The organism is Marinobacterium maritimum (assembly GCF_039523155.1).
Classification (GTDB): Bacteria; Pseudomonadota; Gammaproteobacteria; order Pseudomonadales; family Balneatricaceae; genus Marinobacterium; species Marinobacterium maritimum.
Genome location: NZ_BAAAET010000003.1, coordinates 343384 through 358909, shown reverse-complemented (window position 1 = coordinate 358909; position 15526 = coordinate 343384). Strand labels below are relative to the sequence as shown.

The 15526-nt window shown below is 59.9% G+C and carries 18 protein-coding genes; 7 read left to right on the top strand and 11 right to left on the bottom strand.

The window, feature by feature from the left end; translation table 11 throughout:
* Position 1: 1 nt before the first annotated feature.
* Positions 2-979 carry a lipoyl synthase gene (gene lipA / locus ABD013_RS12665; protein WP_343806424.1) on the top strand — a complete coding sequence of 326 codons (978 nt, stop codon included), beginning with the start codon at positions 2-4 and terminating at the stop codon, positions 977-979.
* 129 nt (positions 980-1108) lie between these two features.
* Positions 1109-1564, top strand: coding sequence for an OsmC family protein (locus tag ABD013_RS12660; protein WP_343806422.1), 456 nt, complete (start codon positions 1109-1111; stop codon positions 1562-1564).
* 19 nt (positions 1565-1583) lie between these two features.
* Here ABD013_RS12660 and dtd read toward each other — a convergent pair whose 3' ends face one another.
* From dtd to ABD013_RS12620, 8 genes are all read right to left on the bottom strand, one after another.
* On the bottom strand, positions 1584-2033 hold the full coding sequence (gene dtd / locus ABD013_RS12655) for a D-aminoacyl-tRNA deacylase (RefSeq protein WP_343806420.1): 450 nt from the start codon (positions 2031-2033) through the stop codon (positions 1584-1586).
* A gap of 16 nt (positions 2034-2049) precedes the next feature.
* The gene (gene pip / locus ABD013_RS12650; protein WP_343806418.1) at positions 2050-3000 is read right to left on the bottom strand and encodes a prolyl aminopeptidase; all 951 of its coding nucleotides are present in this window, start codon (positions 2998-3000) and stop codon (positions 2050-2052) included.
* A gap of 75 nt (positions 3001-3075) precedes the next feature.
* On the bottom strand, positions 3076-4242 hold the full coding sequence (locus ABD013_RS12645; RefSeq protein ID WP_343806416.1) for a glutathionylspermidine synthase family protein: 1167 nt from the start codon (positions 4240-4242) through the stop codon (positions 3076-3078).
* On the bottom strand, positions 4242-4847 hold the full coding sequence (locus ABD013_RS12640) for a DUF1190 domain-containing protein (protein ID WP_343806414.1): 606 nt from the start codon (positions 4845-4847) through the stop codon (positions 4242-4244). The genes ABD013_RS12645 and ABD013_RS12640 overlap by 1 nt, the downstream gene beginning before the upstream one ends.
* Positions 4848-4863: 16 nt before the next feature.
* A complete protein-coding gene (locus tag ABD013_RS12635; protein ID WP_343806412.1) occupies positions 4864-5274 on the bottom strand; it encodes a DUF350 domain-containing protein in 411 nt (136 codons plus the stop codon).
* 118 nt (positions 5275-5392) lie between these two features.
* Complete coding sequence (locus ABD013_RS12630) at positions 5393-5896, bottom strand: YehS family protein (RefSeq protein WP_425543408.1); 504 nt, start codon at positions 5894-5896, stop codon at positions 5393-5395.
* Between the two features lie 84 nt (positions 5897-5980).
* The gene (gene typA / locus ABD013_RS12625) at positions 5981-7792 is read right to left on the bottom strand and encodes a translational GTPase TypA (RefSeq protein ID WP_343806410.1); all 1812 of its coding nucleotides are present in this window, start codon (positions 7790-7792) and stop codon (positions 5981-5983) included.
* Positions 7793-7868: 76 nt separating this feature from the next.
* The gene (locus ABD013_RS12620) at positions 7869-8219 is read right to left on the bottom strand and encodes a hypothetical protein (RefSeq protein ID WP_343806408.1); all 351 of its coding nucleotides are present in this window, start codon (positions 8217-8219) and stop codon (positions 7869-7871) included.
* Positions 8220-8578: 359 nt separating this feature from the next.
* Between ABD013_RS12620 and glnA the strand changes: the two genes are divergently transcribed.
* The 5 genes from glnA to ABD013_RS12595 all read left to right on the top strand — a co-directional run bounded on the left by glnA (position 8579) and on the right by ABD013_RS12595 (position 13612).
* The gene (gene glnA, locus ABD013_RS12615; protein WP_343806406.1) at positions 8579-9985 is read left to right on the top strand and encodes a glutamate--ammonia ligase; all 1407 of its coding nucleotides are present in this window, start codon (positions 8579-8581) and stop codon (positions 9983-9985) included.
* 264 nt (positions 9986-10249) lie between these two features.
* Positions 10250-11323: a nitrogen regulation protein NR(II) gene (gene glnL / locus ABD013_RS12610; protein ID WP_343806404.1), complete on the top strand. Its 1074-nt coding sequence runs from the start codon at positions 10250-10252 to the stop codon at positions 11321-11323.
* Entirely contained in the window at positions 11307-12746 is a 1440-nt protein-coding gene (gene glnG, locus ABD013_RS12605; RefSeq protein WP_343806402.1) for a nitrogen regulation protein NR(I), read from the top strand. Before glnL ends, glnG begins: the two co-directional genes overlap by 17 nt.
* Before the next feature lie 42 nt (positions 12747-12788).
* Positions 12789-13247 (top strand): tRNA (uridine(34)/cytosine(34)/5-carboxymethylaminomethyluridine(34)-2'-O)-methyltransferase TrmL, encoded by a 459-nt coding sequence (gene trmL, locus ABD013_RS12600; RefSeq protein WP_343806400.1) that lies wholly within the window; start codon positions 12789-12791, stop codon positions 13245-13247.
* A 35-nt stretch (positions 13248-13282) separates the two neighbouring features.
* Positions 13283-13612: a hypothetical protein gene (locus tag ABD013_RS12595; RefSeq protein ID WP_343806397.1), complete on the top strand. Its 330-nt coding sequence runs from the start codon at positions 13283-13285 to the stop codon at positions 13610-13612.
* On the opposite strand, the gene ABD013_RS12590 is transcribed toward ABD013_RS12595, so the two are convergent.
* The 3 genes from ABD013_RS12590 to ABD013_RS12580 are packed head-to-tail and all read right to left on the bottom strand — an operon-like array spanning position 13600 to position 15526.
* On the bottom strand, positions 13600-13947 hold the full coding sequence (locus tag ABD013_RS12590) for a c-type cytochrome (RefSeq protein WP_343806395.1): 348 nt from the start codon (positions 13945-13947) through the stop codon (positions 13600-13602). The two genes, ABD013_RS12595 and ABD013_RS12590, sit on opposite strands and share 13 nt — an antisense overlap.
* A 24-nt stretch (positions 13948-13971) precedes the next feature.
* Positions 13972-15009, bottom strand: coding sequence for a DNA polymerase III subunit delta (gene holA / locus ABD013_RS12585; protein WP_343806393.1), 1038 nt, complete (start codon positions 15007-15009; stop codon positions 13972-13974).
* A gap of 10 nt (positions 15010-15019) precedes the next feature.
* Positions 15020-15526, bottom strand: a complete 507-nt coding sequence (locus ABD013_RS12580; RefSeq protein WP_343806391.1) for an LPS-assembly lipoprotein LptE — start codon at positions 15524-15526, stop codon at positions 15020-15022.

The window sequence follows — 15526 nt, the reverse complement described above, 5'->3', positions numbered from 1 at the left end:
TATGGCTGAATCCTCCGAAAACAAAACCGGCCGGGTCGAGCAGGGCGTCAAACTGCGTGGCGCCGAAAAAGTCGCCCGTATCCCGGTCAAGGTCATTCCGACGGAAAAGGAAGAGATGCTGCGCAAGCCGGACTGGCTGCGTGTACGCATGGGCTCCAATGCGGAAGTAAAGCGGATCAAGGATAAGCTGCGTAAACACAAGCTGGCGTCGGTTTGCGAAGAAGCCAGCTGCCCCAACCTGGGCGAGTGCTTCAGTCACGGCACTGCCACTTTCATGATCATGGGTGATATCTGCACCCGTCGCTGTCCGTTCTGCGACGTGGCCCACGGTCGTCCCAACGCCTTGGCGCCGGACGAGCCGCGTGAACTGGCCGAAGCGATCGCCGATATGGGGCTGAAGTATGTGGTAATCACATCGGTGGACCGTGATGACCTGCGTGATGGCGGTGCCCAGCATTTTGCCGACTGCATCCGTGAAACCCGCGAGCGTATTCCCAGCATCCAGATCGAAACCCTGGTACCGGACTTCCGCGGCCGTATGGATGTGGCGCTGGAGATACTGGAGCAGACACCACCGGACGTGTTCAACCACAATCTGGAAACCGTGCCGCGCCTGTACCGCAAGGTGCGCCCGGGTGCCGACTACCAGTGGTCGCTGGACCTGCTCAAGCGCTACAAGGCGCTGCGCCCTGAAGTGCGCACCAAGTCCGGCCTGATGGTCGGCTGTGGCGAGACCAACGAGGAGATCATCGAGGTGATGCACGACCTGCGTGCCCATGACGTCGACATGATCACCATCGGCCAATACCTGCAGCCGAGCCGTAACCACCTGGCGCTGGACCGGTATGTGACGCCGGCAGAGTTCGCCGAGTTCGAACGCATCGCCAAGGAGATCGGTTTTACCCACGTGGCCAGTGGCCCATTGGTCCGTTCTTCCTATCATGCGGATCTGCAGGCCAAGGGCGAAAAAGTGGGCTGAACAGCCGTGCCTTGATCTGGATCGGAAAAGCGCCTTCGGGCGCTTTTTTTATGGACGAACCTGATTGCACCCCTATGGAATTACCCTTAATATTAGATTTTTCTTATTTATTCTGCTCAGGGGATAGCGATGAGTGCCAACAAGCGTGTTGCCGTCAATGCCGAGATGAACGAAGGATTTCTGGTCAGCGCCGATATCCGTGGCCATCAGATGAAGATCGACCAGCCGGAAGCGGCCCGCGGCAGTGACCAGGGGCCGACCCCGCTGGAGTACTTCCTGTTCTCCCTGGGGGGCTGCATCTGTACCATCGGCCGTATCGCAGCGATGCAGCAAAAAATCGACCTGCGTGGCATGAAGGTCAGTGTCGAGGGCGACTACAACCCGGCCGGCCTGCTGGGCAAGCCGAGTGAAGATCGCGTCGGCTTCCAGCAGATCCAGGTATCGGCGGAAATTGATGCAGACATGTCTGACGAAGAGAAGCAGGCATTCCTGGATGCGGTCTGTGAACGTTGCCCGCTGCATGACAACATCAAGCTGGAAACCCGCGTCACGCACCATCTGATGGAGCCGAGCTGCGTCGTCTGAGTCGCACTCTGCTCATTGTTCAACCGGCGGGCGGCATCTCCAGCAGGAAGGTGACCGGCCCGTCGTTGAGCAGCTCCACCTTCATGTCGGCTGCAAAGCGCCCGGTCGCGACCGGGGTGTGGATAAGTTTCGCCTGCTTTACGAAATAGTCATACAGCCGCTCGCCTTCAGCCGGGGTCGCGCCGGATGAGAAGCTGGGCCTGAGTCCCTTGCGGGTATCGGCTACCAGCGTGAACTGGGATACCACCAGCAGGCCGCCACCGGTATCGGCCAGGCTCAGGTTCATTTTGTCGTCGGCATCGGCGAAGATACGGTACTTCAACACCTTTTGCAGCAGCTTGTCAGCGGTTGCTTCATCATCACCCTTTTCCACGCCCAACAGCAGCAGGATACCGCCTTCGATTTGACCGGTTATCTCGCCATTCACGGTGACGCGGGCGTGGCGTACACGTTGAATCAATCCTTTCACTACAGCTCCTTAAAGGTCAGGCACTCTGGGCGGCAAATTCGTCGGTGGCCTGCACCAGGTTGTCGATGATACCGGGCTCAAAGGCGGAATGGCCGGCATTACGCACGATATGCAGCTGGGCCTGTGGCAGTACCTGGTGCAGGGCATGGGCCTGTTCCAGCGGGCAGACCACATCGTAGCGACCGTGCACGATGGTCAGCGGAATGTCACGCAACTTGTCCGCATCGCGCAGGATCTGGTCCGGTTCCAGAAATGCCTTGTGGATAAAGTAGTGGGCTTCGATTCGAGCCATCGCCAGAGCAAAATGGGGATCGCCGAAATGGTCGACCACACCGGGGTTGGGGTCCAGCGTGGAGCAGCGCCCTTCCCACACCGACCAGGCCTTGGCAGCCTGCATCTGTGCCAGCTCGTTGTGGGAGGTCAGGCGCTGGTAATAGGCGCCGAGCAGGTCCTCGTGCTCGGATGCCGGGATCGGCTCCAGATAGTCCTGCCAGTAATCGGGGAAGAGCGCGCTGGCGCCTTGCTGATAGAACCAGTGGATATCCCGGTCGCGGCACAGGAAAATGCCGCGCAGAATCATGCCCAACACGCGGGATGGATGGGTCTGGGCGTAGACCAGGCTCAGTGTTGAGCCCCAGCTGCCGCCGAACAGTAGCCACTGGTCGATACTGAAAAACTCGCGAATCCGTTCCATGTCGCTGACCAGCGTCTGGGTGGTGTTGCCTTCCAGTTCCGCATGCGGGGTGGAGCGGCCACAGCCGCGCTGGTCGAACAGGATGATGCGGTAGCGTTCCGGGTTGAAGAAGCGCCGATGCTCCGCGCTGCAACCGCCACCGGGGCCGCCATGCACAAAGAGCACCGGGATGCCGTTGGGGTTGCCGCATTCCTCGACATAGAGGCTGTGCCTCTCGTCCACGTCGAGATAATACTCGTGATTGATCCCGATCTCCGGGTAGAGGGTGCGCATGGAGCTTCTCCTGTTACAGCTGAAGTCCCAGTATAGCCAGCCGCCCGCTGGACTTGAACCGGGGCGGCCCCTGGTTCAGTCCAGAATGATATGGGGCAGGAAACGGGACAGGTCCTGGGTGATCCTGTTGCGGTCTTCGCGGATCGAGATGCCGGCGGGCTGGTCATCCACCAGCCAGGAGCCGATCAGCGTATGGTTGTTGCCGAAGCGGGGCAAGGGATGGTATTGCTGCAGAATATAACCCTCGGCGCCATAGGGTCCCTCCGCCTGCTCTGTTACCTGACCGTTACGGATAATCTGGATATTGGCGCCCTCGCGCGAGAAGATCGGCTTGCGCACGTAGTGGCTCAGTTCGCCGGCTTTGGGATCATCCTCGAAATAGGCCGGCAGCAGATTGGGATGGCCGGGGTACAGCTGCCACAGCAGCGGCAACAGTGCCTTGTTGGACAGGACACTTTTCCACAGCGGCTCCAGAAAACGGGTGCCGCTGGCCGCCACATAACGGCCGTACTCCTCGCGCTGCATGAACTCCCAGGGATAGAGCTTGAACAGCCACTGGACAGGCCGGTTGTCCAGATCGACAAAGCCGCCGCTGTCGGTCAGGCCGATTTCGTCCACGTAGACGAAACGGGTCGCCACGCCCGCCTGCTCGGCACAGTCCTGCAGGTATTGCACGGTGCCGCGGTCTTCGACCGTATCGCGGCAGCAGCTGACGTGCAGATCCGTGCCCGGATAACGGGCGCCGAGTGTCGCGAAGCGGGCGATCAAAAGTTCCTGCAGGGCATTGAACTGGTCCGCTCGGTGGTTGATCAGGCCCCGATCCACCTGCTGTTCCAGCCAGAGCCATTGCCAAAAACCGGTCTCGTAGAGACTGGTTGGGGTATCGGCATTGTTCTCCAGCAGCCGGGCCGGCCCCCTGCCGTCGTAGGCCAGGTCGAGCCGACTGTACAGGCTGGGCGAACGGGCGAACCAGTCCTGAGCGACGGCATCATGGTACTCGGCAGGAATACAGAAACGGTGCAGCAGCTGCTCGTCCCGGACCACCCGGTCGACCACTTCCAGGCACATCTGGTGCAGTTCGGCCGTGGGGTCTTCCAGGTCCTGCTCGATCTGCTTCAGGGTGAACTGGTAGTAGGCGCTTTCGTCCCAGTAGGGCTCGCCATACAGGGTATGGAAATGGAAGCCGAACGTCTCGGCGGTGGTCTTCCAGTCCGGACGTTCAGCACAGGGTTGGCGCAGCATCAGCTACCCCAGGATGAAGAGGATGAAGAGCGGCTGGATACGGTGCGGCCAAAGCCGCCGCGACCCAGCACGGCGCTGCTGCCCTTGAGCGGCTTGAAGCTGGATTCGCTGACGCTCAGGTTGCGTGTGCCCACACTCCCCATGACGGCGCCATCGGCGGTGGTCCACTTGCGAAATGCCGGGGAATAGTACTGTTTGCTGCGGGTCAGGCCGCGTGGGCGGTCGAAGTCCAGTTCGACATCGCTGTCGCTGCCGTTGTTGGGCAGCATGAAACCGGCCATATGCGGAATATAACTCTGCGACAGGGATTTGCATGAATCCTGGCCGAAGTCGTATTCGCAGTCGGTCAGCTGGCGGTAGCGTGGTGCTTCCCGATGCCAGCTGCTCAAGGCCTGCTGGTAGGCGGGTTTACACTGGGCCTGTTCGAGCAGGTTGTCGTCCTCGCAATCCGCGACGCTGGTGTAGACGCGGGCGTCTTCGGCGTCGCAGCCCTTGAGCAGGAAGGTGCCGCCAGCGATGACTGCGCCGTATTTTACCAGGGTGCCCAGGGTTGTCTTGCCCTGCTGCTTGCGCATGCGGTCGATATCGATTCGAGAGCGTTTCATCCGTGACCTCCCGTGATCAGTAGGTCATGGATGCGGCATTAAGAATGCCGATCGCAATCGAGGTTGCGCCCAGCACCAGGCCGGCCGGCAGCTCATCCGCTTCGATACGCTGGCTGATTTTCGGCATGAAGACCCGCACGATCAGGTAGGCCACCAGCTGAGCAATCAGTGCCACTACAGCCCAGACGGCAAAGTCGATCAGGTTCACTGAATTGCTGGCAGCACTGCCCAGTGCGATGGAAAAGCCGATAACGGCGCCGGACAGGGCGCAGGCGGCGGCGTTGTTCTGTTCCTTGACCAGCTTCCACTCGTCATGGGGCGTGAACAGGGTGTAGATCACCTTGAACAGCAGCAGAGCGACGAGGGAGATCAGAAAATACAGTGAAAAGGCACTGAGGCCAGCCAACAACGGGGCAATTGCGTCCATGCGGTCTCCTGAGGAGGTTAGAAATTGGGGGCGCTCATGATAAAGCCGTGAGGCAGGGGGGTAAAGGCCCGGGGGGCTTCAGGCGTCCCTGCCTGCGCAGACCTTAAACGGCAGGTATTTATGCGTCAGGTGTCGTACCGGGGCGAAACGTACGCTGAACGCCCATCAGGAAGTTGCGCAGCACCTGATCCTTGCATTCCCGATAGTGCTTGTTGCCGGGCTTGCGCATAAACGCACTCAGTTCATGCTTGCTCAGACAGAACTCGGCGGCCTGCAGGGTCTGCAGCATATCGTCAGAGGTCATGTTCAGGGCAATTTTGAGCTTCATCAGGATCATGTTGTTGCTCAGGCGTGTTTCCGGTTTTGGCTGCTCGCCCTCACGCCGGCCTCGCCGGGTGTTGATCAAGCCGTTAAGGAACAGGGCCAGTTCGGTATCGGTGGCAGCGCAGTAAGCCGCGTCATCCTCTTTGCGCAACCAGTTGACGACCTGCTGCTGAGTGACGCTATGGTCGGCAGCAGCAAAGATCTCAACCATGGTGGCGTCCCTGAAGTCGAAGGCGTAGCGCAGGCGGCGCAAAATGTCGTTGTTGTTCACGCTGGGTCCGGTGTTGGTCAGATGCATGGGGCCGCCCGTGGTGTCGAGGCGGTATAAACAAAAAGGCCGGGGCTTGCGCCACCGGCCTTGTGCTATCCACAGCTGGAATGCTTACTTCTTGTTGGCGCGCTTGCGCTCGTTCTCTTTCAGCAGTTTCTTGCGGATACGGATGCTTTCCGGCGTTACTTCAACCAGCTCGTCATCTTCGATGAAGTCCAGCGCCTGTTCCAGCGAGTACTTGATCGGCGGGGTCAGCACGATGTTTTCGTCAGTACCTGAGGCACGGACGTTGGTCAGCTGCTTGCCCTTGGTCGGGTTAACCACCAGGTCGTTGTTGCGGCTGTGGATACCCAGCACCATGCCTTCGTAGACTTCGATGTTCGGGTCGATGAACAGGCGGCCGCGCTCCTGCAGGGTGAACAGGGCATAGCCCAGTGCCTTGCCGTTGACCATGGACACCAGTACGCCGTTGTGACGGGATACCACGTCACCCTGCTTGACCGGACCGTAATGGTCGAAGATGGAGGTCATGATACCGGTACCGGAGGTCATGGTCATGAACTGGCTGCGGAAGCCGATCAGGCCGCGGGACGGCATCATGAAGGTCAGACGTACGCGACCTTTGCCATCCACTTCCATGTTGGTCATGTCGGCCTTGCGCTTGCCCAGCTCTTCGATGACGGAGCCCTGGTGCTCTTCCTCGACGTCGATCATGACGACTTCGTACGGCTCGTGGATTTCACCGTCCACTTCCTTCTGGATAACTTCCGGACGGGAAACACCCAGCTCGTAGCCTTCGCGACGCATGGATTCGATCAATACCGACAGGTGCAGTTCACCACGACCAGACACGCGGAATTTTTCCGGAGTCTCGCCCGGCTCAACACGCAGGGCCACGTTGTGGATCAGCTCGCGATCCAGACGGTCCTTGATGTTACGGCTGGTGATGAACTTGCCTTCCTGACCGGCGAACGGAGAGTCGTTGACCTGGAAGGTCATGGATACGGTCGGCTCGTCTACGGACAGGGCCGGCAGTGCCTCGACTACTTCCGGGTCACACAGGGTATCGGAGATGTTCAGCTCATCCAGACCGGTGATGCAGATGATGTCGCCTGCCTGGGCAGAATCGACTTCAACACGCTCCAGACCGTGGTAACCCATGATCTTCAACACGCGGCCGTTACGGACCTTGGCGTGGCTGTCGATCACCTTGACCTGGGTGTTGGTCTTGACGCTGCCACGAGACACGCGGCCCACACCGATAACGCCGGTGTAGCTGTTGTAGTCCAGTGCGGAGATCTGCATCTGGAAGGGACCTTCGGTGTCTACGTGCGGTGCGTCAACGTGCTTGACGATCGCTTCGAACAGCGGCGTCATGTCGTCGGCCATCTCGTCCGGATCGTTACCGGCGATGCCGTTCAGGGCAGAGGCGTAGACAACCGGGAAGTCCAGCTGCTCGTCTGTGGCACCCAGGTTATCGAACAGATCGAACACCTGATCCATGACCCAGTCCGGACGTGCGCCAGGGCGGTCGATCTTGTTGATCACCACGATCGGACGCAGACCACGGGCAAACGCCTTCTGAGTTACGAAGCGAGTCTGCGGCATGGGGCCGTCCTGAGCGTCGACCAGCAACAGTACGCAATCAACCATGGACAGTACGCGCTCTACCTCGCCACCGAAATCCGCGTGTCCCGGAGTGTCGACGATGTTGATGCGGTAATCGTTCCACTTGATGGCGGTATTCTTGGCCAGAATAGTAATGCCACGCTCACGTTCCTGGTCGTTGGAATCCATGATGCGCTCGGCGCCTTCGTCACGGCGGCCCAGGGTTCCGGACTGCTGCAACAGCTTGTCGACCAGAGTGGTTTTGCCGTGGTCAACGTGGGCGATAATGGCAATATTTCGGAGGTTCTCGATCACGCGTAGTACCTTGGTGATGTGTTAAAGCGCGCCATTATACGGAAGGGATGTGAAACAATCGATCATTTACTGATCGTTATTGCTGTCCATTAGGTTCCAGTTGGGGAAACGGGCGGTAAAGCCGGGCTGCACGACAGTATTTCTCGGTCAATTCTTGGTAGTGGGCATCGTTTGGATCAGCCTGTTGCACGGCCCGGTAACGCTGGCAGCGAGAACGCAGCGTGTTACCAGCCTCCTGACGGCACATGCGATACATGTAGCTGCTTTCAGGGTAGTTGTAACAGATGGTATCCAGTCGGATCTCACCGCTTGTTTCAAGCCATTTGGCCGGGAAGCGTTTGCTGTACCCGGGCGAGGGTTCGGCCGTGGCGGTCAGGGGCAGGGCGAGCAGCAATGTGCAGCAGAGCAGTTGGGGCAGACCGTTCATGGTGCTGAAGAGGTTCTTTCATCAGGGGGCAATACAGAGCAGGGTACTCTGTCAAAGGAATGATTTGAAGCACGGTGACGGGCAGCATTCGGTTTTGCTTTGCACTATTATAGGCTGCAGATGCCGGGGTGCGTACACTGGTCTGGCTGGTTTTGCACTAATATGGTGCATCGATAGATATCGATGCTCTTTTTTGGTGCCAAGTGTCGCAGCTTCAATCCCGTGCATTCCAAAAATCAAGCACTTAGCTTGAATCAAAAACTGGCACGACCTTTGCTTTATGTTCTGGCAACCGGTTTCCGGATCCTAATGTAAAGATGTTTTGCCCAGGCAAACTGATAACGAGTGGGGATAGCCAAATGTCAGAGAAGACTCTGAATCTGATCAAAGAGAGTGGCGCAAAGTGGATTGATATGCGCTTTACCGACTTCAAGGGCAAGGAACAGCACGTCACCATCCCGGTTTCTGACATGGGTGATGACTTCTTTGAAGAAGGCAAGATGTTCGATGGTTCTTCCATCGCTGGCTGGAAAGGTATCGAAGAGTCCGACATGATCCTGCTGCCGGATGACAGCGCTTCTGTGCTGGACCCCTTCGCTGAAGATGCGACCGTTATCGTACGCTGTGACATTATCGAGCCGGCGACTGGTCAGGGTTACGAGCGTGACCCGCGTTCCGTTGCCAAACGCGCTGAAGAATACCTGAAGTCCACCGGCATCGCCGATTCCGCCATGCTGGGTCCGGAGCCGGAGTTCTTCGTCTTTGACGGTGTCGAGTGGCACGCTGACATCAGCGGCTGCGGCTACAGCATCCAGTCCGAAGAAGCTTCCTGGGCGTCCAACCACAAGATCGAAGGTGGCAACACCGGTCACCGTCCGCGCGTGAAGGGCGGCTACTTCCCGGTGCCGCCGATCGACTCCCTGCATGACCTGCGTGCGGCCATGTGTGATGCCATGGAAGCCATGGGCCTGACCATCGAAGTCCACCACCACGAAGTGGCGACGGCCGGTCAGTGTGAAATCGGCGTACGTGGCAACACCCTGGTGGCCAAGGCGGACGAAGTTCAGATCCTGAAGTACTGTGTACACAACGTGGCGCACGCCTATGGCAAGACCGGCACCTTCATGCCGAAGCCGCTGGTCGGTGACAACGGTTCAGGCATGCACGTGCACCTGTCCATGTCCAAGGACGGTGCCAACATCTTTGCCGGTGACGGCTACGGTGGTCTGAGCGACACTGCCCTGTACTACATCGGCGGTATCGTTAAGCACGCCAAGGCGCTGAACGCCCTGTGCAACCCGTCCACCAACTCCTACAAGCGTCTGGTACCGGGCTTCGAAGCGCCGGTTATGCTGGCGTACTCGGCCCGCAACCGTTCCGCGTCCCTGCGCATCCCGTACACCACCAGCCCGAAGGCTCGTCGTGTTGAAGCGCGCTTCCCGGACCCGGCTGCCAACCCGTACTTGTGCTTTGCAGCGCTGCTGATGGCGGGTCTCGACGGTATCCAGAACAAGATCCACCCGGGCGACCCGGCCGACAAGGATCTGTACGACCTGCCGCCGGAAGAAGCGAAAGAGATCCCGACCGTGGTTGGTTCTCTGACCGAAGCGCTGGACGCGCTGGAAGAAGACCGCGAGTTCCTGACCCGTGGTGGTGTATTCACTGACGACATGCTGGACGCTTACATCAAGCTGAAGCGTGAAGAAGTGGCCAAGGTCAACATGACCACTCACCCGGTCGAATTCGACCTGTACTACTCTGTCTAATCACGAGTAGCGCGTACTGAAAAAAGGCTTCCCCCGGGAAGCCTTTTTTGTACCTGATGTTTGCCAGACCGCCCAGCATGTCTGCTCCATGTTGGTGCATTAAGGCAGGTTGGCTGTTATTGCACTATTATGGTGCATGATGATTTCCGCTGTTTCCCTCCGGGGCGTGTCAGTACCGCCTGAGGGATGAAGAGCACCAGAGTTGGCGCTGTTCTTGCTTGTTTTCTTGCTTAATAGAACGACAGACCAGCATGACGAGAGCTTATGCCGTATTCACAGTCGCATAAACAGATACTGGATAACCTGACCAGCGCGGTTTTGGTACTGGATGATGAGTTGTGCATCCAGTACATGAACCCGGCGGCCGAGATGTTGCTGGAGGCGTCGGTGCGGCGGTTGAAGAACCGTCCCATAGAGGAATGGTTGTCGTCCAGTGAGGACGAGCTGGCGGTACTCCGCCAGTCGCTGGCCAGTGGTCACCCCTACAGCAAGCGTGAGGCGCGGCTGGTAACCCAGACCGGTCAGGAGCTGACCGTAGACTACAGCGTGAACCCTATCCCGGAAGCCGGCATCCTGCTGGAAATTCAGGCGCGTGACCGTCTGATCAGGATCGAGCGTGAAGAGGAGCTGCTGACCCGTCATGCCAGCGCCCGAGTGCTGGTGCGCGGATTGGCACACGAGATCAAGAACCCGCTGGGCGGTATTCGCGGTGCGGCTCAGCTGCTCGACCGGGAGCTGGACCGGGAAGAACTGCATGAATACACCCGCATCATCATCGACGAGGCGGATCGCTTGCGCCATCTGGTCGACCGTCTGCTGGGACCGCACAAGCTGCCGGTAATCGAGCCGGTCAACATTCACGACATCCTCGAGCATGTCTGCAGTCTGGTGACCGCTGAGGTCGGCGGACGAATCCGGATTGTGCGCGACTATGATCCCAGCATTCCCGAATTCAACGGTGCCCGAGGGCAGCTGATCCAGGCGGTGCTGAACATTATCCGCAACGCCATGCAGGCGCTGGAAGAGGCACAAACACCCGATCCCCAGATTACCTTGAGGACCCGGGCACTGCGCCAGATTACGCTGGGTGCCGAGCGCCACCGGCTGGTCTGTGCGCTGGAAATTATCGATAACGGTCCCGGTATCCCCGAGGAGCTGGCCGACACCCTGTTCTATCCGATGGTCAGCAGTCGCGCCCAGGGCTCAGGCCTGGGGCTGTCGATCGCGCAGTCGATCATGAATCAGCACAAGGGGCTGATCGAGTTCACCTCGGAGCCTGGCTGTACCCGTTTCAATCTGTTTATACCCCTGGAGCTAAGCCATGACACAAGCCGCTAATGTCTGGATTGTGGACGATGATCGTTCCATCCGCTGGGTGCTGGACAAGGCTCTGACCTCGGCCGGTATTACAACCGAAACCTTTGATTCTGCCGCAGCCCTGCTGGACCGTCTGGATCAGACGGTGCCCGATGCCGTGCTGAGTGATGTGCGCATGCCCGGCATGGATGGCCTCAAGCTGCTGGAACACCTGCACGATGATCACCCGGAGTTGCCGGTGATCATCATGACCGCTCACTCCGACCTGGACAGTGCAGTCGCCTCCTATCAGGGTGGCGCCTTCGAGTACCTGCCCAAACCGTTCGATGTGGACGAAGCGCTGGCGCTGGTACAGCGCGCCGTGGCCCATGCTCGAGAGCAGCGGGCCGCCGACAGCGAAGAGGCTTTGCCGGAGCGTGCCACTGAAATCATTGGTGAGGCACCGGCGATGCAGGAGGTGTTTCGTGCCATTGGTCGACTGGCGCATTCCAACATCACCGTGCTGATCAACGGCGAATCCGGTACCGGCAAGGAGCTGGTAGCGCATGCGCTGCACCGTCATAGCCCAAGGGCCAGCAAACCCTTTATTCCGCTCAATATGGCCGCGATCCCCAAGGATCTGATCGAATCCGAGCTGTTCGGTCATGAGAAAGGAGCCTTTACCGGTGCCGCGGCGAGCCGGCGCGGTCGCTTCGAGCAGGCAGATGGTGGCACCCTGTTTCTGGACGAAATCGGCGATATGCCGGCCGATACCCAGACCCGGCTGTTGCGTGTGCTGGCCGATGGCGAGTTCTACCGGGTCGGCGGCCACACGCCGGTACGGGTCGACGTGCGCATCATTGCGGCCACCCATCAGAATCTGGAGCAGCTGGTCAAGGAGGGGCGCTTCCGAGAGGACCTGTTCCACCGTCTGAACGTGATTCGGATCCACATTCCTCGCCTGGCCGAGCGTCGCGAGGATATTCCGCGTCTGGCCCGTCACTTCCTGGCCAGCTCGGCCGAGGAGCTGGCCGTGGAGCCCAAGGTGTTGAAGCCGGAGACGGCTGCCTTCATGTGCGAATTGCCCTGGCCGGGCAACGTGCGTCAGCTGGAGAATACCTGTCGCTGGATTACGGTGATGGCGTCTGGTCGCGAAGTGCTTATTGCCGACCTGCCGCCGGAGCTGCTGACGCAGCAGCAGGAGGCCCCGGTGGTGTCGGGCAGCTGGCAGGACGGGCTGAGGGCCTGGGCCGAGCAGCAGCTGAGTTATGGTGCCGAGGGCATACTGCAGGAAGCGGTGCCCGCATTCGAGCGGGTGATGATCACCACTGCACTCAAGGCCACGGCGGGCCGCCGCCGGGATGCCGCTCGCCTGCTGGGCTGGGGGCGTAATACGCTGACCCGCAAGATCAAGGAGCTGCATCTGGATGACCATGAGCTGGCCGATGACGAGGGTGACGACTGAGCCCCAGCCGGTATAATAGCGGGCCGATTCAAGGAGGCCCCTATGCTGGACCTGGTGCTTTATCAGCCCGAAATACCGCCCAATACCGGCAATATCATCCGCCTGTGTGCCAACACCGGCTTTCGCCTGCATCTGATCGAACCGCTGGCGTTCGAGCTGGATGACAAGCGGCTGCGTCGTGCCGGCCTGGATTACCATGAATGGGCGCGGGTGCAGGTGCATGCCGACCTGGACAGCTGTCTGGCGAAGCTGCAACCGCGTAGGGTCTGGGCACTGACGACCAAGGCCAGTCAGTGCTACAGCCAGGTCGCCTTCGCTGAGGGAGATATGTTGTTGTTTGGCCCTGAGACCCGAGGCCTGCCGGCCGAGGTGAGAGCGCGCTTCGACGGCCTGCGCCTGCCGATGCTGGCCGACAGTCGTAGCCTTAACCTGTCCAATGCCTGTGCTGTCGTGGTCTACGAAGCCTGGCGTCAGCTCGACTTCGCCGGGGCCGTGTTATAGTGAGCGATCTTGCCGCAAACAGGAAACCAGGGCTGATGCAACATGTGCTGATTCTGACCCGCCTGACGCCCCAGTCGACGCAGTTGGGTCGAGTGGATGAATTGATCGGCGTGACCTCAGATGGACGCAGTCTGCTGATCCGCAGCGAGCCGGCCCAGCGGGTGAACGTGGCCCAGCTGCAACATCAGCAGATGCCGCTGATCCTGCTCTGCGATCAACTGCAGAATACGCCGATGGCAGATCTGGAGATTCCTCCGCAGGCGCTGATCAGCATCATTCCGCTGCCCGCCAACGAAGTGGAAGCGCTATTGCGCGAAGGCAAAGAAGGCCTGCTGCTGGACGAGATTCGCGCTCAGTTGGCCTGAGTGCGGCGACGGTAACGCTGCTGCAGGATGTACAGGGCCAGGGCATCGGCCTGTTCATGGCTAAGCTGCGGAAACACCGGCATGCTGCGATGGCCCTGTGGATAACCGTGCTTGATCATCAGTACCACCTCATGCTGCTTCAACGAGGTGGCGGTCAGCGGCAGCTGTTCCAGATACGGCCCCATCCCCTTCTGCTCATGGCAGTTGCGGCAGTAGTAGGCGTAGAGCTCGTCCCCTTCCTTCAGTCGTTCCGGTGGCGTCTCACCACAACCGCTCAGGCCAAGACCCGTCAGGGTTAACAGCAGCAGATGGGGTAACCGGAGCAGGCCGTGCATGGATCAACTTCCTCGGTGAGTGCGTCAGTGAACCGGTGCTGGCAGGTTGAGCTGACAACCCGACAGTTCCAGTGTCAGGGCCGATAACAACAGCCAGGGGTCGGCCTTGAGCTGACCCTTTATCGCCTGGTCGATATCGTGGCAGAGCACCAGCATCTGTTCCAGTTTATGTGCTGGCAGCTTCTGGCTCGCCTTGCGCACCAGCGCCTTGCGCTTGCCCCAGATTCTCTCTCGCTGGCACAGACTGTCATAGGCCTGACCATTGGCCAGTCCACGCTGGACGTTGAGCAGGGTGCGAATTTCGCGGCTGACGCCCCAGAGCACAAGAGTCGCTTCGACGCCTTCCTGGCGCAGTACCAGCAAAATCTTCTGGCAACGGGCCGGGTCATGCAGCAGCAGGGCATCGCTGAGGGCGAAGATATCGAAGCGTGAGCTGTCCGCAACGGCCTCAATCACCTGTTCCACGTCGATGGTCTGGTTGGGGTAGAGCAGGCTCAGCTTGTCCAGCTCCTGCCGGGCGGCCAGCAGGTTGCCCTCGATCCTGCTGCCGAGCAGCTGCACCGCATCGGCGCTCAGCTCCAGTCCCAGGCCGCGTGCGCGCTGGCTCAGCCAGCCAGGCAGCTGGTCGGTTTCGATGGGCCAGATCTCCACCACCAGTCCCGCCTTTTCCACCTGTTTGAACCAGGCGCTTTTCTTGGCGCCGGCATCCAGTCGGTCGGCCATGATCAGCAGGGCGTTGTCGGGGGCAGGGTTGTCGAGGTAGCGCTGCAGCAGTCCGCTGGCCTTCTTGTCCAGCTTCTGACTGCCCAGGCGCAGTTCGATGATCTTGCGTTCGGCGAACAGGGACAGGGCGTTGGCGCTTTCCAGCAGGCTTTCCCAGGAAAAACTGGCGTCCACATGCATTACTTCGCGCTCGGTAAAACCGGCGTCACGCAGTGACTGACGGATGCGGTCGCAGCTTTCGGCGTGCTGCAAGGGCTCGTCGCCGGTCACCATGTAGACCGGCAGGTTGCCCTTGAGCTTTTTCAGCTGGCTGGCCAGCTGGTCGGGCCTGGTTTTCATGTCGCCCGCTTCACGCGTCGGTCTTGATGCTCAGGTACTGGCGCACGATCTGCTGTGCCAGGTCCTGCTGCATCTGGTGTCGAATCAGGCTTTCCTGAGACGAGCTGGCGGTGATGTTGTCACGCTGGTTGGTGTAGACACGTTCGGTCATCAGCGTGCGCTCCGGGATCAGCTCCAGGCCGTCGCGCTGGCGATCGATCACGCGGAAGCGGACTTCCGAGCGCAGCTCGTACTCGTCCGCATCGGCGTCACCGGTCAGCGTGGCGGTACGCCGGGTGTGGCGTTCGCTGAGGATTTCCAGCTGATAGCGGGTGGAGCCCAGGATGCTGATGCCGTTGATCTCCAGCGCCCGGCGCAGTTCGGGTTCGAGCTGGCTGGGCTGCTGGCTGGCAGAGACCAGCGCCACCTGACGCAGGGCTTCGGGCACCTCGTAAAGGCCACGCAGCTTGAAGCCGCAGGCACTGAGCATCAGGCTCATCATCAGGGCGAGCAGCGGCAGGGTCAGGCGTGTGCGCAT